At 69.2% G+C, this 16,803-nt stretch carries 15 protein-coding genes and 1 pseudogene; 12 read left to right on the top strand and 4 right to left on the bottom strand.

The features are described from left to right. Nucleotides 1–280 precede the first annotated feature (280 nt). The 3 genes from M2165_RS13675 to rodA are packed head-to-tail and all read left to right on the top strand — an operon-like array spanning nucleotide 281 to nucleotide 4,088. Nucleotides 281–1,018, top strand: a complete 738-nt coding sequence (locus M2165_RS13675) for a response regulator transcription factor (protein WP_280815156.1) — start codon at nucleotides 281–283, stop codon at nucleotides 1,016–1,018. Then, entirely contained in the window at nucleotides 1,015–2,898 is a 1,884-nt protein-coding gene (locus M2165_RS13680; RefSeq protein WP_280815157.1) for an ATP-binding protein, read from the top strand. Before M2165_RS13675 ends, M2165_RS13680 begins: the two co-directional genes overlap by 4 nt. A 35-nt stretch (nucleotides 2,899–2,933) precedes the next feature. Next, nucleotides 2,934–4,088 (top strand): rod shape-determining protein RodA, encoded by a 1,155-nt coding sequence (gene rodA / locus M2165_RS13685; RefSeq protein ID WP_280817535.1) that lies wholly within the window; start codon nucleotides 2,934–2,936, stop codon nucleotides 4,086–4,088. Here rodA and M2165_RS13690 read toward each other — a convergent pair. After that, complete coding sequence (locus M2165_RS13690) at nucleotides 4,085–5,260, bottom strand: M20 aminoacylase family protein (protein ID WP_280815158.1); 1,176 nt, start codon at nucleotides 5,258–5,260, stop codon at nucleotides 4,085–4,087. The two genes, rodA and M2165_RS13690, sit on opposite strands and share 4 nt — an antisense overlap. Nucleotides 5,261–5,268: 8 nt before the next feature. After that, nucleotides 5,269–6,264, bottom strand: a complete 996-nt coding sequence (locus tag M2165_RS13695; protein WP_280815159.1) for a tripartite tricarboxylate transporter substrate binding protein — start codon at nucleotides 6,262–6,264, stop codon at nucleotides 5,269–5,271. A gap of 145 nt (nucleotides 6,265–6,409) precedes the next feature. Here M2165_RS13695 and M2165_RS13700 point away from each other — a divergent pair. The 4 genes and pseudogenes from M2165_RS13700 to M2165_RS13715 all read left to right on the top strand — a co-directional run bounded on the left by M2165_RS13700 (nucleotide 6,410) and on the right by M2165_RS13715 (nucleotide 10,717). Next, nucleotides 6,410–7,323 (top strand): annotated as a pseudogene (locus M2165_RS13700) (LysR family transcriptional regulator). Next, entirely contained in the window at nucleotides 7,320–8,780 is a 1,461-nt protein-coding gene (gene tldD / locus M2165_RS13705) for a metalloprotease TldD (protein WP_280815160.1), read from the top strand. The pseudogene M2165_RS13700 and the gene tldD overlap by 4 nt, the downstream one beginning before the upstream one ends. Nucleotides 8,781–8,829: 49 nt before the next feature. Further along, on the top strand, nucleotides 8,830–9,372 hold the full coding sequence (locus M2165_RS13710; RefSeq protein WP_280815161.1) for a hypothetical protein: 543 nt from the start codon (nucleotides 8,830–8,832) through the stop codon (nucleotides 9,370–9,372). A 226-nt stretch (nucleotides 9,373–9,598) separates the two neighbouring features. After that, a complete protein-coding gene (locus tag M2165_RS13715) occupies nucleotides 9,599–10,717 on the top strand; it encodes a 3-deoxy-7-phosphoheptulonate synthase (protein ID WP_280815162.1) in 1,119 nt (372 codons plus the stop codon). Nucleotide 10,718: 1 nt separating this feature from the next. Here M2165_RS13715 and M2165_RS13720 read toward each other — a convergent pair whose 3' ends face one another. Next, nucleotides 10,719–11,228: a cupin domain-containing protein gene (locus tag M2165_RS13720; protein ID WP_280815163.1), complete on the bottom strand. Its 510-nt coding sequence runs from the start codon at nucleotides 11,226–11,228 to the stop codon at nucleotides 10,719–10,721. Continuing rightward, on the bottom strand, nucleotides 11,225–12,631 hold the full coding sequence (gene mpl, locus M2165_RS13725) for a UDP-N-acetylmuramate:L-alanyl-gamma-D-glutamyl-meso-diaminopimelate ligase (protein WP_280815164.1): 1,407 nt from the start codon (nucleotides 12,629–12,631) through the stop codon (nucleotides 11,225–11,227). Before mpl ends, M2165_RS13720 begins: the two co-directional genes overlap by 4 nt. 54 nt (nucleotides 12,632–12,685) lie before the next feature. Between mpl and M2165_RS13730 the strand changes: the two genes are divergently transcribed. The 5 genes from M2165_RS13730 (at nucleotide 12,686) to prmA (ending at nucleotide 16,736) form a co-directional block, all read left to right on the top strand. Further along, entirely contained in the window at nucleotides 12,686–13,282 is a 597-nt protein-coding gene (locus tag M2165_RS13730) for a hypothetical protein (protein ID WP_280815165.1), read from the top strand. After that, nucleotides 13,283–13,828 carry a TlpA disulfide reductase family protein gene (locus tag M2165_RS13735; RefSeq protein ID WP_280815166.1) on the top strand — a complete coding sequence of 182 codons (546 nt, stop codon included), beginning with the start codon at nucleotides 13,283–13,285 and terminating at the stop codon, nucleotides 13,826–13,828. 97 nt (nucleotides 13,829–13,925) lie between these two features. Next, nucleotides 13,926–14,384 (top strand): acetyl-CoA carboxylase biotin carboxyl carrier protein, encoded by a 459-nt coding sequence (accB, locus tag M2165_RS13740; RefSeq protein WP_280815167.1) that lies wholly within the window; start codon nucleotides 13,926–13,928, stop codon nucleotides 14,382–14,384. A 2-nt stretch (nucleotides 14,385–14,386) separates the two neighbouring features. Then, nucleotides 14,387–15,736 (top strand): acetyl-CoA carboxylase biotin carboxylase subunit, encoded by a 1,350-nt coding sequence (gene accC, locus M2165_RS13745; RefSeq protein WP_280815168.1) that lies wholly within the window; start codon nucleotides 14,387–14,389, stop codon nucleotides 15,734–15,736. A 115-nt stretch (nucleotides 15,737–15,851) separates the two neighbouring features. Further along, nucleotides 15,852–16,736 (top strand): 50S ribosomal protein L11 methyltransferase, encoded by an 885-nt coding sequence (gene prmA, locus M2165_RS13750; protein WP_280815169.1) that lies wholly within the window; start codon nucleotides 15,852–15,854, stop codon nucleotides 16,734–16,736. Nucleotides 16,737–16,803: the final 67 nt, after the last annotated feature.

Raw genomic sequence — 16,803 nt, forward strand, 5'->3', positions numbered from 1 at the left:
GTCGGTCCGTCCGGACGGGCCGCGCGCTTCGCCGAGGCACTCCAGCCGGGCTTTCTTGGCATGGACGGGGGTTGGCATCGGCTTGGCATGTACGCCGAAAACGCCGCGACGGATTCGGATGCGGCGCATTCGAGTTCGAAAGTACTCAATGCATCGGTGCGAGCGGCGCGAGCGAACGGGCCTTGCCTGCAAGGCCGCACCAGTGTCGAAGCTGTCTGCGCCTGCTCGCATCCCATGAAAACGGGAGGTTGGCGGCCCCTTTTGGGCTTCCGCGCGGCTTATGCTCCAGCCCATGAACATCGGGGCCATGGATGCCGGAAATACGCATCGCTGGGGCGTGCTCGTGGTCGAGGACGACAGCCGGGCGCGCGCCTTCTTCGAGGCCAGCGTGCAGCGCAGCCCGAGCCTTTTCTGGCTCGGCAGCGCGGGCACGGTGCGCGAGGCCCTCGCGTGGCTCGCCGACACGGCCACCATCCCCGACGTGCTGCTGGTCGACCTGGGCATGCCCGACGGCAGCGGGCTCGACGTGATCCGTCATGCCGTCGCGCGCTTTCCCGGCTGCGAGCCGCTGGTGATCTCGGTCTTCGGCGACGAGGAGAACGTGCTCTCGAGCATCGAGGCCGGCGCGGTGGGCTACATCCACAAGGACGCCGCGCCCGAAGACATCGCGCAGACCATCGTCGAGATGAAGGCCGGCGCGTCGCCGATCTCGCCGATGATCGCGCGCCGCGTGCTCGCCAAATACCGCAGCCTGCAGTCGGGCGCGGCGATGCCGGTGCTGGCGCCCGAGGCCGCGGCCGACAGCAGCGGGCCGGGCCTGCTCTCCGCGCGCGAGCACGAGGTGCTGACCCTGATATCGCGCGGGTTCTCCTATGCCGAGATCGCGCGCCTCAAGGGGCTGAGCGTGCACACGATCCAGACCCACATCAAGAACCTCTACGGCAAGCTGGCCGTGCATTCCAAGAGCGAGGCCGTGTTCGAAGCCACCCGCCTCGGGCTGCTGTCCCACCCGGGGTGAGGCACGTGATCCGGCGGATCTTCGGTCGGCCGGACGACGCGCTGCCGGCGCTGTGGCTGTGGTGTGCCGCGGCGCTGGCCGGGATGTGGGTGATGGCGAGCGGCGCCTTCGCCGCCACGGCAGAGGAGCGCCCCATCGAACTGCGCCAGGGCACCGTGACGACCACGGTCGACGGCCGCACCGCCACCGCGCCGCTCGTGCTGCCCTACCACTGGGACCGCCGGCATCCGGGGCGCCCGGGCCTGGCCATCTTCGACCTGCCGTTCGCGCTCGAGGCCGAGCCGCGCGCGCCATGGGGCATCTTCATTCCGCGCGCGGGCAACGTGCTGGAGGTGTGGCTCAACGGCACGCTGCTGCAGGCGCACGGCGACCTCGCACGCGGCAACGGGCCGGACCATGCCAAGGCGCCGATCTACGTGCCGGTGCCCGGCGTTCTGCTGAGAGCCGGCGCCAACCGGCTGCAGATCCGCATCCGGGCCGACGGCGACCGCGGCGCGGGACTCTCCCGCCTGACCATCGGGCCGGCCGCCGTGGTGCGCGGCGAGCTGTACGAGCGCGCGCACGCCTGGCGCTTCGTCGGGTCGGTGCTCCTCGCGGCCTTCGGCCTGGTGGTCGGCGGGATCTCGATGGCGCTGTGGTTCACGCAGGCCGAGATGGACGCGGCCGGCCAGCCGCGGCGCGACGGCGTGTACCTGTGGGCGGCGCTGGCCGAGTTCGCATGGGCGCTCCGCGTCGCGGACGGCGTGATCGCCGAACCGCCGCTGGCCTGGCCGCTCTGGGGCGTGCTGATGGCCGCCTGCACCGCCGTCTGGATCGCCTCCGCCATCATGTTCTGCCTGCACTTCGTGGGCTGGAATGCCGAGGCGCGCCTGCGCTGGCTGCGCTGGGTGGCGGCCGGCGTGGTCGCCGGCAGCATCGTCGCGAGCGCGCTGGCGTTCTACCGCGAGCAGCCCGCCTGGTTCACGGCCTGGCTGGCGCTGGAGATCGGCTGCGTCGCGCTGATGGTCTGCGCCTTCACCATCGCGATGGTCCGGCGGCCGAGCGCCGAGCGGCTGCTGCTCGCGTTCGGGGCCTTGGCGACGGTGGGGCTGGGCCTGCGCGACTGGCAGGTGCTCCGCCTGGGCGAGAACTATGGCGAGACCGCCTGGGTGCGCTATTCGACGGTGTTCCTGGGGCTGGCGCTGCTGATGATCGTGCTGCGGCGCTTCCACGCCGCCAGCACCGAGGCGCGCGGCTGGGTCGTCAGCCTCGCCGAGCGGGTGGCGCAGCGCGAGCGCGAGCTCGCCTCCACCTTCGCCGCGCTGGAGCAGGTGGCGCGGGACCAGGCGCGCACGCAGGAGCGGGAGCGCATCCTGCGCGACATGCACGACAGCGTTGGCTCGCGCATCAGCTCGGCGATCCGGCAGCTCCAGTCGGAGCAGGCGAGCTCGGGCGAGCTGATGCGCACGCTGAGCGAGTCGCTCGACCAGCTCAAGCTCTCGATCGACTCCATCCACCTGCCGCCCGGCGACGTGGGTGCGCTACTGGCGGCGCTGCGCTACCGCATGGAGCCGCGCCTGGCCGCCGCCGGCATCGCCTTCGAATGGGCGGTGGACGAGCTGCCGATCCTGAAGTCGCTCGACGTGCAGGCGATGCGGCAGTTGCAGTTCCTGCTGTTCGAGGCGATCTCCAACGTGATGCAGCATGCCCACGCGAAGACCTTGCGGATCGAGGCCCGGAAAGTGGCCGCCACGGTGCAGGTGCGCGTGATCGACGACGGCCGGGGCTTCGACGCCGAGACGGTGCCGCGGGCGCTGGCGCAGCGCTCGGCGGCCATCGGCGCCCGGCTGGGGGTCGAAAGCCGACCGGGGCGCACGGTCGTTCAGTTCGCGCTGGGCTGAGATGCGGCGCCGGGCGCGGATAATCCGTGCCCATCATGTCCGCCGTGTTCAACCAGCCCTCCCTGGCGCGTCGCATCGCGCCCATCTTCCAGGGCTTCGACGGCCTCCTGGCCTTCGCCGTGCTGCTGCTGGCCTTCGCCGGGCTGCTCACCATGTATTCGTCGGGCTTCGACCACGGCTCGCGCTTCGCCGACCATGGCCGCAACATGCTGCTGGCCGGCTTCATCATGTTCGTGGTGGCCCAGGTGCCGCCGCAGAAGCTCATGTGGGCGGCGGTGCCGCTCTATGCCGCGGGCGTGGCGCTGCTGATCGCCGTGGCGCTGTTCGGCATCACCAAGAAGGGCGCCACACGCTGGATCAACGTGGGGGTGGTGATCCAGCCCAGCGAGATCCTCAAGATCGCCATGCCGCTGATGCTGGCCTGGTGGTTCCAGCGCCGCGAAGGGCAGCTGCGGCCGCTCGACTTCGTGGTCGCGACGCTGCTGCTCGCGGTGCCGGTGGGCCTGATCATGAAGCAGCCCGACCTGGGCACCTCGCTGCTGGTGCTCGCGGCCGGCATGGCCGTGATCTTCTTCGCGGGCCTGCCGTGGAAGCTGATCGTGCCGCCGGTGGTGATCGGCGCGGTCGCCATCACGCTGCTCGTGGGCTTCGAGTCGCAGCTGTGCGTCGACGGCGTGGACTGGCGCGTGCTGCACGACTACCAGAAGCAGCGCGTCTGCACCCTGCTCGACCCGAGCAAGGACCCGCTCGGCAAGGGCTTCCACATCATCCAGGGCATGATCGCGATCGGCTCGGGCGGCGTGGGCGGCAAGGGCTTCATGCAGGGCACCCAGACGCACCTGGAGTTCATTCCCGAGCGCACCACCGACTTCATCTTCGCCGCCTATTCCGAAGAATTCGGCCTCGTGGGCAACCTCGCGCTGATCGCGGCCTTCATCCTGCTGATCTTCCGGGGCCTCGCCATCGCGCTCAATGCCACCACGCTGTTCTCGCGGCTTCTGGCCGGCGCGGTGACGATGATCTTCTTCACCTACGCCTTCGTGAACATGGGGATGGTGAGCGGCATCCTGCCAGTCGTGGGCGTGCCGCTGCCCTTCATCAGCTACGGCGGAACGGCGATGGTGACGCTGGGCCTCGGGCTCGGCATCCTGATGTCGATCGCCCGGGCCCGGAAGCTGGCCCAGAACTAGCCGGCCAGGAAGCGCTCGGCCAGCAGCACCCAGTAGGCGGCGCCAAGGGCGACGTTGTCGTCGTTGAAGTCGTAGCCCGGGTTGTGGACCATGCAGGCGCCGGCACTGTCGCCGTCGCCATTGCCGATCAGCAGGTAGCTGCCCGGCACCTTCTCGAGCATGAAGGCGAAGTCCTCGCTGCCGGTGAGCGGCGGGCCCTGCAGCGTCACGCGCTCGGCGCCCACGAGCTCCAGGGCCACTTCGCGGGCGAACGCGGTCTCGGCCGGCGTGTTGACCAGCACCGCGTAGCCCTTGCGCCACTCGACGCGCGCCGTGCAGCCGAAGCTCTCGGCCTGTGCGGCGATGACGGCCTTGATGCGCCTTTCGAGCAGCGCGCGCACGTCGCGGTCGAGCGCGCGCACGCTGATCTCCAGCGTCGCGCTGGCCGGGATCACGTTGTTGGCCTTGCCGGCGTGGATGGCGCCCACCGTCACCACGCCCATCTGCAGCGGGTCGACGTTGCGCGACACCACGCTCTGCAGCGCCATCACGATGCTCGCGGCCGCGACCACCGGGTCGGCCGTGCGGTGCGGCATGGCGCCGTGGCCGCCCACGCCCTCGACCACCACGGTGGCGTAGTCGGAGGAAGCCATGGCCGCGCCCTCGCGCAGCGAGAACCGGCCCTGCGGCAGGCCCGGCATGTTGTGCATCGCGAACACCGCATCGCAGGGGTATCTGTCGAACAGGCCGTCCTCCATCATGCGCAGCGCGCCGCCGCCGCCTTCCTCGGCCGGCTGGAAGATCAGGTGCAGCGTGCCCGAGAAGCGCCCGCGCGTGGCGAGGTGGTGCGCCGCGGCCAGCAGCATCGCGGTGTGGCCGTCGTGGCCGCAGGCATGCATCACGCCGTGGTTGCAGCTGGCATAGGGCAGGCCGGTGGCCTCGTCGATCGGCAGCGCATCCATGTCGGCGCGGATGCCCAGCCGCCGCGTGCCGTCGCCGCGCACCAGGCGGCCCACCAGGCCGGTGCCGCCCAGTCCCTGCGTGACCTCGTAGCCCCAGGCCTGCAGCTTCTCGGCGACCAGCGCGGCCGTGCGGTGTTCGCCGAAGGCCAGCTCCGGGTGGCGGTGGATGTCGCGGCGGATGCCGATGAATTCGTCGGCGTGGTGCTGCAGGTCTTCAAGCAGGTTGTGCATGCGGATGCCTATTGCGGTTGCAGGTGGATGGATTTTGCGATGTCGCGGTAGCGCGCCGTCTCGCTCTCGAAGAATTTCTGCGCCTCGGCCAGCGACATCGGCGCCGAGGCCGTCTGCGTCTGCGCGGCCAGCTGCGAGCGCACGCCCGGGTCGGACAGCGTGGCGCCGATCGCCTTGTGCAGCCGCTGCACCACGTCCTCGGGCGTCTTGCGCGGCACCATGAAGCCGCTCCAGGTCTTGTAGTTGAAGTCCTTGAGTTCCCTGCTCTCGCTCATCGCGGGCACGTTCTTCAGCAGCTCGGAGCGCTGCGCGCCGAGTTGGCCGATCACCTTCAGCCGCCCCTGCTCGGCCAGTGCACCCATGGCCGCGCTGTAGACCAGCACCGCGAAATCGACCTGGCCGCCGCCGAGGTCCTGCAGCAGCGGCGCGTTGCCCTTGTAGGGCGCGTGGTTCAGCTGGATGCCGGTCTGCAGCTGCACCTTCTCGAGCAGCAGGTGGTAGAGCGAACCGATGCCCACGCTGCCGTAGCTGAGCGGCTGCGCGGGCGACCTGCGGGCCAGCGCGATGAGCTCGTCCACGGTGTTGGCGGGCAGGTCCTTGCGCGCGACGAACACCATCACCGCGTCGGCCACGGGAGCGACGAGGCGGAAGTCCTCGGCCTTGAGCTTCACGGCCGCGTTGGCGAGCGGCGAGAGGATCACCTCGTTGGGCGAGCCCTGGAACAGGTAGTAGCCGTCGGCTGGCGCCGAAAGCACCTTCTGCGCGGCGATCGCACCGCTCGCACCGCCCAGGTTCTCGACGATCACCTGCTGCCCGAGCGCCTGGCCCAGCGGCAGGTTGAAGATGCGCGCCGTCGCGTCCGACGGACCGCCCGCCGGATAGGGAACCATGAGGCTCACGGGCTTGGCGGGATAGGGCTGCTGGGCGAGGGAGGCGGCGCCGGTGGCCGCCAGCAGGCCGCAGGCCAGCAGGTCTCGCCGGCGCGGGAACGAGGACTTCGTCATGTGTCGCTTTCCGTGGGTTGTGGGGGCGCACGCGGAGGAAGGAGAGGGCGCCGGAACCGATCGTAGGAGGCTGCAAATACGCCGTCCAATGCATTGTTCTATGCATTAGCATGAGTCGAACTCATCGAACTCGTCGTTTGCAGCCATGACCCTGGTCCAGCTCCGGCATCTGATCTCGCTGGCCGCCACCGGCTCCTTCAGCGCGTCGGCCGAGGCCATGCACCTGACGCAGCCCGCGCTCAGCCGCAGCATCCGGGCGCTCGAGGACGAACTCGGCCTGCCGCTGTTCGACCGCGTGGGACGCCGCAACGAACTCACGCCCTTCGGCAAGCAGGTGGTGGAGCGTGCGCGCCAGCTGGTGCTCGATGCCGAGGAGCTGCACGACAGCGGCCGCCTCACCGGCCAGGCCGAGAGTGGCGAACTGCGCGTCGGCATGGGTTCGGGCCCGGGCGCGATGTTGATGACGCCCCTGCTGATGCGCATGGCCGAGCGCCATCCGAAGGTGCGCGTGGTGGTGGCCCGCGGCCACACCGACCTGCTGCTGCAGGCGCTGCGCAGCCGCACGCTCGACGCCCTGGTGGTGGACGCGCTCTCCCTCAAGCCCGCGCCCGACCTGAAGCTCGACACCGTGCGCGAGATGCGCGGCGTGTTCATGTGCCGCCCGGGCCATCCGCTCGCCGGCCGGCGCGCGGCGGCGTCCGTTTCGCCGACGTGCAGCGCTATCCGATCGCTTCCACGCCGCTCAGCGACCAGGTCGCGGCGGCGCTGGTGGAGACCTACGGCCCGCAGGCGCATCCCGCGGCCTGCGTCACGCTGCAATGCGAGGAACTGCCGAGCCTGGTCGAGGTGGCGCACGCCAGCGATGCGGTGCTGCTGGCGATCCGCGCGGCCGCGCCGGGGCTGGTGGAGCTGGACATGCGCCCGGCGCTCCGTCGCGTGGCGCGCTTCGCCGTCGTGACGCTCGCGCGCCGCACCGAGGCCCCCGCGCTGCCGATCCTGCGCGAGCTCGCCGACGAGTTCCTGCGCGATGGCGCGGCGCGAGCAATAATCGACCGATGATCTCCCGCGAACCCACCATCGAGCGCCTCGCCACGGCGCAGCAGCTTCTTCTCACGCCCTTCGGCCTCGACGAATCGCACCTGGGCAAGGCGCTTGCCGAGATCACCGCACACCGCGTGGACGACGCCGACCTGTACTTCCAGTACACGCGCAGCGAAGGCTGGAGCCTCGAGGAAGGCATCGTCAAGACCGGCAGCTTCAGCATCGACCAGGGCGTGGGCGTGCGCGCGGTCAGCGGCGAGAAGACGGCCTTCGCCTATTCGGACGACATCTCCGAGGCCTCGCTGCTCGATGCCGCGCGCACCGTGCGTTCGATCTCATCCGCCGGCCGCACCGCGCGCGTGAAGACCGCGGCGCGGAAGATCGCCTCGAGCCGCTCGCTCTACCGCGGCATCGACCCGATCGCCACGCTCGACAGCACGGCCAAGGTCCAGCTGCTCGAACGGGTCGAGAAGCTCGCACGCTCGCGCGACCCGCGCGTGGCGCAGGTGATGGCGGGCCTGGCGAGCGAGTACGACGTGGTGCTGGTGGCGCGCGCCGACGGCACGCTCGCGGCCGACGTGCGGCCGCTGGTGCGCCTCTCGGTGACGGTGATCGCCGAGCAGAACGGCCGCCGCGAGGTGGGCTCGGGCGGCGGCGGCGGCCGCTTCGGCTTGGCCTACTTCGACGACGGAAAGATCGCCGAATACGTCGACCAGGCCGTCAAGGCCGCGCTGACCAACCTCGACGCGCGTCCCGCACCCGCGGGCGAGCTGACCGTGGTGCTCGGCTCCGGATGGCCCGGCATCCTGCTGCACGAAGCCATCGGCCACGGCCTCGAGGGCGACTTCAACCGCAAGGGCTCGAGCGCGTTCTCGGGCCGCATCGGCCAGCGCGTCGCGGCCAAGGGCGTGACCGTGCTCGACGACGGCACCATCGCCGACCGCCGCGGCTCGCTCAACGTCGACGACGAAGGCAATGCGAGCCAGCGCAACGTGCTGATCGAGGACGGTATCCTCAAGGGCTACATCCAGGATTCGCTCAACGCGCGGCTCATGAAGGTCAAGCCCACCGGCAACGGCCGCCGCGAGAGCTATGCGCACGTGCCGATGCCGCGCATGACCAACACCTACATGCTCGGCGGCGACAAGGATCCACAGGAAATCGTCGCCAGCATCAAGAAGGGCCTCTACGCCACCAATTTCGGCGGCGGCCAGGTCGACATCACGAGCGGCAAGTTCGTGTTCTCGGCCAGCGAGGCCTTCTGGGTCGAGAACGGCAGGATCCAGTACCCCGTGAAGGGCGCCACCATCGTGGGCAACGGCCCCGATGCGCTCACGCGCGTGACCATGATCGGCAACGACATGGCGCTCGATTCGGGCGTGGGCACCTGCGGCAAGGAAGGCCAGAGCGTGCCGGTCGGCGTGGGCCAGCCCACGCTGCGCATCGATGGTTTGACCGTAGGCGGAACGGCCTGAGAGCTTGCTAAGCTCCGCTCCTTCATTTGTTTACAAATAGGAGCGTTCGATGAGGATCAGGATCAATTCGTCCGCGGCTTTCTATGCCGTGACCGCAGCGGTGGCACTGGCGACGGCCGGTTGCGCCTCGCGCGGCGGTTCGGCCGAGGGCCAGTCCGCGGCGGCTTCCGCACCACCGGCTGCGGCGCCCGCGGCCGCATCGCGCGGCGGCGCCAAGGCCGGCATGGATGCGCGCGGCAACGTGGTCGATTCCTCGAAGGTCGAGGCCGGCAGCGGACGCACCGTCAAGGGCCTGAACGGCTACGAAGGCGAGATCACCGGCACCCCGGCGCGCAACAGCAAGTTCGCGCGCCTCCAGATCGGCATGAGCGCGAAGCAGGTCACCGACCTCGCCGGCCCGCCGACGGACCAGGGCGCCTACGTCACGGGCAAGGCCTTCATCCCGTTCTACTTCGGCAGCGATCGGCACCGCTACGAGATGACCTACAAGGGGCAGGGCCGGCTGATCTTCGCCGGCGGCGGCATGGGCGACTACTCGGGCGGCAACCTGATCTGGATCATCCACAACCCGAACGAATCGGGCTACCGCTGAGCCATGCGAAGCCGGGCGCTTGCCCGGCTTTTGTTTTTCCGTGCTACATTTCGCCCCTATGTCCGCCGTCCGCGCTTATTTTCTTTGCCTACTTTTGGTTCCCGGTTTCCGGCGGACGAGAGGCGAGCGCGTAAAACGCACACGAACACCCTCCCAAAACCGCCGGTGGCCCAAAGCCCCCGGCGGTTTTTTTATGCCCTGAAGATTTCACGACAAGGACCCAACCATGAGCACGAACACTGCCCCGGCCAGCGACAGCTGGTATGCGAACGTCGAAAAGACCAGCAAGACCGACGACGAACGCATCAAGGACATCAACGTGCTGCCCCCTCCCGAACATCTGATCCGCTTCTTTCCGATCCGCGGTACGCCGGTCGAGACGCTGATCGACACCACCCGCCGCAACATCCACAACATCATGGCGGGCAAGGATGACCGGTTGCTGGTGGTCATGGGGCCCTGCTCGATCCACGACCCGGCCGCGGCGCTCGACTACGCGCGGCGCCTGAAGCAGGAGCGCGAGAAGTACGCCGGCACGCTCGAGATCGTGATGCGCGTGTACTTCGAGAAGCCGCGCACCACGGTCGGCTGGAAGGGCCTGATCAACGACCCCTACCTCGACGAAAGCTACCGCATCGACGAGGGCCTGCGCATCGCGCGCCAGCTGCTCATCGACATCAACCGGCTCGGCCTGCCCGCGGGCAGCGAGTTCCTCGACGTGATCTCGCCCCAGTACATCGGCGACCTGATCGCCTGGGGCGCGATCGGCGCGCGCACCACCGAAAGCCAGGTGCACCGCGAGCTGGCCTCGGGCCTGTCGGCGCCGATCGGCTTCAAGAACGGCACCGACGGCAACATCCGCATCGCCACCGATGCGATCCAGGCCGCGGCGCGCGGCCATCACTTCCTCTCGGTGCACAAGAACGGCCAGGTCGCGATCGTGCAGACCAACGGCAACCGCGACTGCCACGTGATCCTGCGCGGCGGCAAGGCGCCGAACTACGACGCGGCGAGCGTGGAAGCGGCCTGCAGCGACCTCGAAGCCGCGAAGCTGCCGCCGACGCTGATGGTCGACTGCAGCCATGCCAACAGCTCCAAGCAGCACCAGAAGCAGATCGACGTCGCCAGGGACATCGCGGACCAGATCGCCGGCGGCTCGAAGCGCGTCTTCGGCGTGATGGTCGAGAGCCACCTGCAGCCGGGCGCGCAGAAGTTCACGCCGGGCAAGGACCAGATCGCGGGGCTCGAGTACGGCAAGAGCATCACCGATGCCTGCCTGGGCTGGGACGATTCGGTACAGGTGCTCGATACGCTGTCGCAGGCGGTCAAGCGCCGCCGCGGCTGAGTCAGAGCATTCGCGCGAGTTCGGGCCAGTGGTGGCGCATGGCGGCGGCTTCGTCGCTGTCCGGCGCCACCAGGGAGAAGTCGGCGAAGTCGAAGCCCGGGCCCACCATGCACGCGACCAGGGTGTAGTCGCCCTGCGTGTGGCTCTGGATCGGCTGCGCGGCCTGCCACTGGCCGGCCGGCACCACATGCTGGGGTCGCGTCCCGTGCGCGTCGATCGGACCGAGCCGCAGGTGCGCCGGCGCGGTGCGCATCGCGGCGTCGCAGGTCCAGAGCGCCAGCGGCACGCCCTCGAGGTGGACCCAGACCTCGTCCGACAGCACGCGGTGCCAGCGCGAGTGCTGGCCCGCCTCGAGCAGGAAATAGATGCTGGTGAGCGCGCTGCGCGCGCCCCGGCCGTCGGCGGGCAGCACGCCCGCTGCGGAGCGGAAGACCTCGGCGTACCAGCCGCCCTCGGGATGGGGCTGCAGCCGCAGGGCGTCGATCAGCTCGCGCGCGCGCATGGCACTCATGACGCGGCGGCGGCCGCGCGCAAGGCCGCCAGCAGCTTGTCGTGCACGCCGCCGAAACCGCCATTGCTCATGCAGACGATGTGGTCGCCCGGGCGTGCCTGGGCCACGATCCGATCCACCAGCGGCGCGATGGCATCGGCCACCTGCGCGCGTGCACCCATCGGCGCCAGCGCCGCCGCCGCGTCCCAGTCGAGGCCGGCGGTGTGGCAGAACGACAGGTCGGCCGCCTCCAGGCTCCACGGCAGCTGGGCCGCCATGACGCCGAGCTTCATCGTGTTGCTGCGCGGCTCGAAGGCCGCGAGGATGCGATCGCCCTGGCGGCCTTCGGCATCGAGCTTGCTGCGCAGGCCGTCCAGCGTGGTCCGGATGGCGGTGGGATGGTGCGCGAAATCGTCGTACACGGTGATCGCGCCGCCCGCGCCTTCGACGCTGCCGCGCAGTTCCATGCGCCGGCGCACGTTGCGGAAGCTGCCGAGCGCGCGGGCCGCGTCAGCCGGCGCCACGCCCACATGTTCGGCGGCGGCGATCGCGGCCAGCGCGTTCATCTGGTTGTGCAGGCCCGACAGCGCCCATTCGACGCGGCCCACGGGTTGGCCATGGCGCAGCACGTCGAAGGCGTCGTGCGTGCCGCTCGCCTGCCATTCGCCGCCCGCGCCGAAGCGTGCGAGCGCGCTCCAGCAGCCCTGGGCCAGCACGCGCTGCAGGCTTGGCTCGGTGGCGTTCACCACCAGCCGGCCGCTCGCGGGCACGGTGCGCACGAGGTGATGGAACTGCCGTTCGATGGCCGCGAGGTCGTCGAAGATGTCGGCGTGGTCGAACTCCAGGTTGTTCAGGACCGCCGTGCGCGGGCGGTAGTGGACGAACTTGCTGCGCTTGTCGAAGAAGGCGGTGTCGTATTCGTCGGCCTCGATCACGAAGGCCGGGCCGTCGCCAAGCCGCGCCGACACCCCGAAGTCGAGCGGAACCCCGCCGACCAGGAAGCCCGGCGCCTTGCCGCCCTGTTCGAGCACCCAGGCCAGCATCGAGGTGGTGGTGGTCTTGCCATGGGTGCCGGCCACCGCGAGCACGTGGCGGCCGAGCAGCACATGCTCCGCCAGCCATTGCGGCCCGCTGGTGTAGGGCTTGCCGGCGTCGAGGATGGCTTCCATCAGCGGGAACTTCGGCGCACCGTCGGGCAACCGCGCCCGCGAGACCACGTTGCCAACCACGAACACGTCGGGGGCGAGCGCGAGCTGGTCGGCGCCGAAGCCTTCGATCAGGTCGATGCCGAGTGCGCGCAGCTGGTCGCTCATGGGCGGGTACACGCCGGCATCGCAGCCCGTGACGCGGTGGCCGGCCTCGCGCGCCAGCGCGGCCAGACCGCCCATGAACGTGCCGCAAATGCCAAGAATATGTATGTGCATCAAGGGATTCTAGGGAGTCTGTCGGGCTTCATCCTTTGCGGGCAAAATGCATCGATGGACAGCTCCAAGCGTGAGATCGCCGCGGCAGCCGCTCGCCTCGTGGTCGAAGAGGGGCTCGAGTACGGCCCCGCCAAGCGCCGCGCCGTGCGCGACCTCGGGCTCTCGTCGCGCACGGCGCTGCCCAACAACGACGAGGTCGAAGCCGAGGTGCGCGACTACATCGCGCTCTATTGCGCCGACACCCAGCCGCAGGAACTGCACGCCCTGCGCCTGCTCGCGCTCGAATGGATGGAACGCATGGCCGCCTTCCGGCCGCACGTGGGCGGCGCGGTGTGGCACGGCACGGCCACGCGCCTGTCAGACATTTACATTCAATTGTTCTGCGATGATTCGAAGTCGGCCGAAATCGCCCTGATCGATCACCACGTGGACTACGAACCGCGCATGGTGACCGGCTTCCACGGCGAGCAGGTCGAGGCCCTGAGCGTGCATGCGTCAAGCCGCGCGCTCGGCGAGGAGATCGGCGTTCATCTGCTGGTCTACGACCTCGACGACCTGCGCGGTGCGCTCAGGCCCGACGCCCAGGGCCGGGTGCCGCGCGGCGACCTCGCCGCGCTGCGGCGGCTGATCGAAAGAGAAAAGGACAAGTGAATGACTTCTTCGCCCACACGGCGCGGCCTGCTGTACGGCGGCGTGGCGGTTGCGGCCGCTGCGGCAGGCCTGGGCGGCGCATGGTGGCGCGAACAGCGCAGCATGCCCGCCGGTGAGACGCTGGACCCGGCCTTCTGGGCGCAGCGTTTCGACCGGCCCGAGGGCGGCGAACTGCTCTTCGCCAGCCTGCGCGGCAAGCCGCTGCTGCTCAACTTCTGGGCTACCTGGTGTCCGCCCTGCGTCGAGGAGATGCCGATGATCGACCGCTTCTTCCGCGATCACGGCGGCAACGGCTGGCAAGTGGTCGGACTGGCGATCGACCAGCCGAGTGCGGTGCGCAAGTTCCTGCAGAAGACGCCGGTGGCCTATCCTATTGGCCTGGCGGGCCTGCAGGGTACCGAGCTCGTCAAAAGCCTGGGCAACACCGGCGGCGGGCTGCCCTTCACGCTGGTGCTGGGCGCGTCCGGCACCGTCGCGGCCCGTAAAATGGGCAAGCTCGAGCCGGCCGACCTGGACGCCTGGCGACGTGAACTGGTTCACGGTTAGAATCAGATACACCTCGGCATTCGCCGCTGTTCGCTGAAAATCGACGATTTTTGGCAAAGTTACTTCCTAATCCCGGCAACGCCGGCACTGGAGCCTCATGGATCTGCGCAAACTCAAGACACTGATCGACCTGGTGTCTGAATCCAATATTTCCGAACTGGAAATCACCGAAACCGAAGGCAAGGTTCGCATCGTGAAGGGCGGCGGCGCCGCCCCGGTGCAATACGTTCAGACCGTGGCAGCGCCCACCGCCGCGCCGGCACCCGGCGCCGCCGCCGCGCCGGTGCTTCCCGCAGCGCCGGCACCCGAGGCCGCGCCCACCGGGCACGTCGTCAAGTCGCCGATGGTCGGCACCTTCTACCGCGCGTCCAGCCCCGGCGCGCCGGCCTTCGTCGAAGTCGGCAGCAAGGTCAACGAGGGCGACACGGTCTGCATCATCGAAGCGATGAAGATCCTCAACGAAATCGAAGCCGACAAGTCCGGCACGATCACCCAGATCCTCGGCGAAAACGGCCAGGCGGTCGAATACGGCCAGCCGCTGTTCATCATCGAGTGACCATGTTCAAGAAGATTCTGGTCGCCAATCGCGGCGAGATCGCGCTGCGCATCCAGCGCGCCTGCAGCGAACTCGGCATCAAGGCCGTGATGGTCTATTCCGAGGCCGATCGCGACGCGAAGTACGTCAAGCTGGCGCAGGAGGCCGTGTGCATCGGCCCCGCACCGTCGGGGCAGAGCTACCTCAACATGCCGGCCATCATCTCGGCCGCCGAGGTGACCGATGCCGAAGCCATCCACCCGGGCTACGGCTTCCTGAGCGAGAACGCCAACTTCGCGGAGCGCGTGGAACAGAGCGGCTTCCAGTTCATCGGCCCCACGCCCGACAACATCCGCACGATGGGCGACAAGGTCTCGGCCAAGCAGGCGATGATCAAGGCCGGCGTGCCCTGCGTGCCCGGGTCGGAAGGCGAGCTCTCCGACGACGCCGCCACCAACAAGCGCATCGCGCGCGCCATCGGCTACCCCGTCATCATCAAGGCGGCGGGCGGCGGCGGCGGCCGCGGCATGCGCGTGGTCCACACCGAGGCGGCGCTGGTCAATGCGATCCAGATGACCAAGGCGGAAGCGGGCGCGGCCTTCAACAATCCGGCCGTGTACATGGAGAAGTTCCTCCAGAACCCGCGCCACATCGAGATCCAGGTGCTGGCCGACAAGCACAAGAACGCGGTCTACCTGGGCGAGCGCGACTGCTCCATGCAGCGCCGCCACCAGAAGGTGATCGAGGAATCGCCCGCGCCGGGCATTCCGCGCAAGCTGATCGAGAAGATCGGCGAGCGCTGCGCCGCGGCCTGCAAGAAGATCGGCTACCGCGGCGCCGGCACCTTCGAGTTCCTCTACGAGAACGGCGAGTTCTACTTCATCGAGATGAACACGCGCGTGCAGGTGGAGCACCCGGTGACCGAGGCCACGACCGGCATCGACATCGTGAAGACGCAGATCATGGTCGCGGCCGGCGAGAAGCTGCCGTTCACCCAGCGCCAGATCGAGATGCGCGGCCACGCGATCGAGTGCCGCATCAACGCCGAGGACGCGTGGAAGTTCACGCCTTCGCCGGGCCGCATCACCATGTGGCATCCGCCGGGCGGCCCGGGCGTGCGTGTCGATTCGCATGCCTACACGAACTACTTCGTGCCGCCCAACTACGACTCGATGATCGGCAAGATCATCGTCTACGGCGACACGCGCGAGCAGGCCATGGCGCGCATGCGCACGGCGCTCAACGAAACCGTGATCGAAGGCATCCAGACCAACATCCCGCTGCACCGCGAGCTGATGGTCGACGCCAAGTTCATGAGCGGCGGCACCAACATCCACTACCTCGAAGAGTGGCTCGCCGCACATAAACGATGAAGACCCCCAGGCTTCGCGCACTTCGTGTCGCTTCGCCAACCCCCTTGCAGGGGGCAACACCGGAGGCCCGGCAAAGCCGGTTCCTCGGTGTTCCTGATGAAGAGGGATTTCTCTGATGTTTGAACTCCGCCTGATGGCGCCGGAAGACCGGGTCGAGATGGTCAGCGATGCGCTCGACGCGCTCGATGCGCTGAGCGTCTCGGTGGAAGACGCCGATGCCCAGACCGATGCCGAGCAGGCGCTGTTCGGCGAGCCCGGCATGCCGCCGCCCAAGGAGGGCTGGCAGCGGTCGCGCGTGATCGCGCTGTTCGCCGAGGAGGCGCTCGCGAAGGAGGCCGCCTCGGTGCTCGCGCTGCAGGATTTCTTCGAAGGCTGCGCGGTGCTCGGCGTGGCGCCGGTGCCCGATCAGGACTGGGTGCGGCTCACGCAGTCGCAGTTCGCGCCGGTCGAGATCACGCCCGAGTTCTGGATCGTGCCGACCTGGCACGAGCCGCCCGCCCAGGCCAGCCGGGTGATCCGCCTCGACCCGGGGCTCGCCTTCGGAACCGGCACCCATCCCACCACGCGCATGTGCCTGCGCTGGATCGCGAAGCAGGGCGCTTTGGCGGGCCGGCGCGTGCTCGACTACGGCTGCGGCTCCGGCATCCTCGCGATCGGCGCGGCGAAGTTCGGTGCGAGCGACATCGATGCCGTCGACATCGACGAGGCCGCGGTCTCGTCGACCATGCGCAACGCCGAGGCCAACGGCGTGCAGCTGAAGGCCGGACTGCCCGAGGCGGCGCAGGGTGCGTACGACGTGGTGCTCGCGAACATCCTCGCCACGCCGCTCAAGGTGCTCGCGCCGCTGTTGCGCAGCCATGTGGCGCCGGGCGGATCGCTGGTGCTCGCCGGCATCCTCGAGCGCCAGGCGGAAGAACTCCAGCAGGCCTATGCGCCCTATGCCGCGCTCGAGGTCGGCGACAGCGAGGACGGCTGGATCCTCATGACGGCGCGCTGCTGAGGAAGCGGCCGCCTTCTCGCGCCGCCGCTTCGATCTTCTTCTGCGCGCGTGCGCGGGGAGGGGGCAA

Origin of the sequence: Variovorax sp. TBS-050B, assembly GCF_029893635.1 — a bacterium.
Lineage (GTDB): Bacteria > Pseudomonadota > Gammaproteobacteria > Burkholderiales > Burkholderiaceae_C > Variovorax.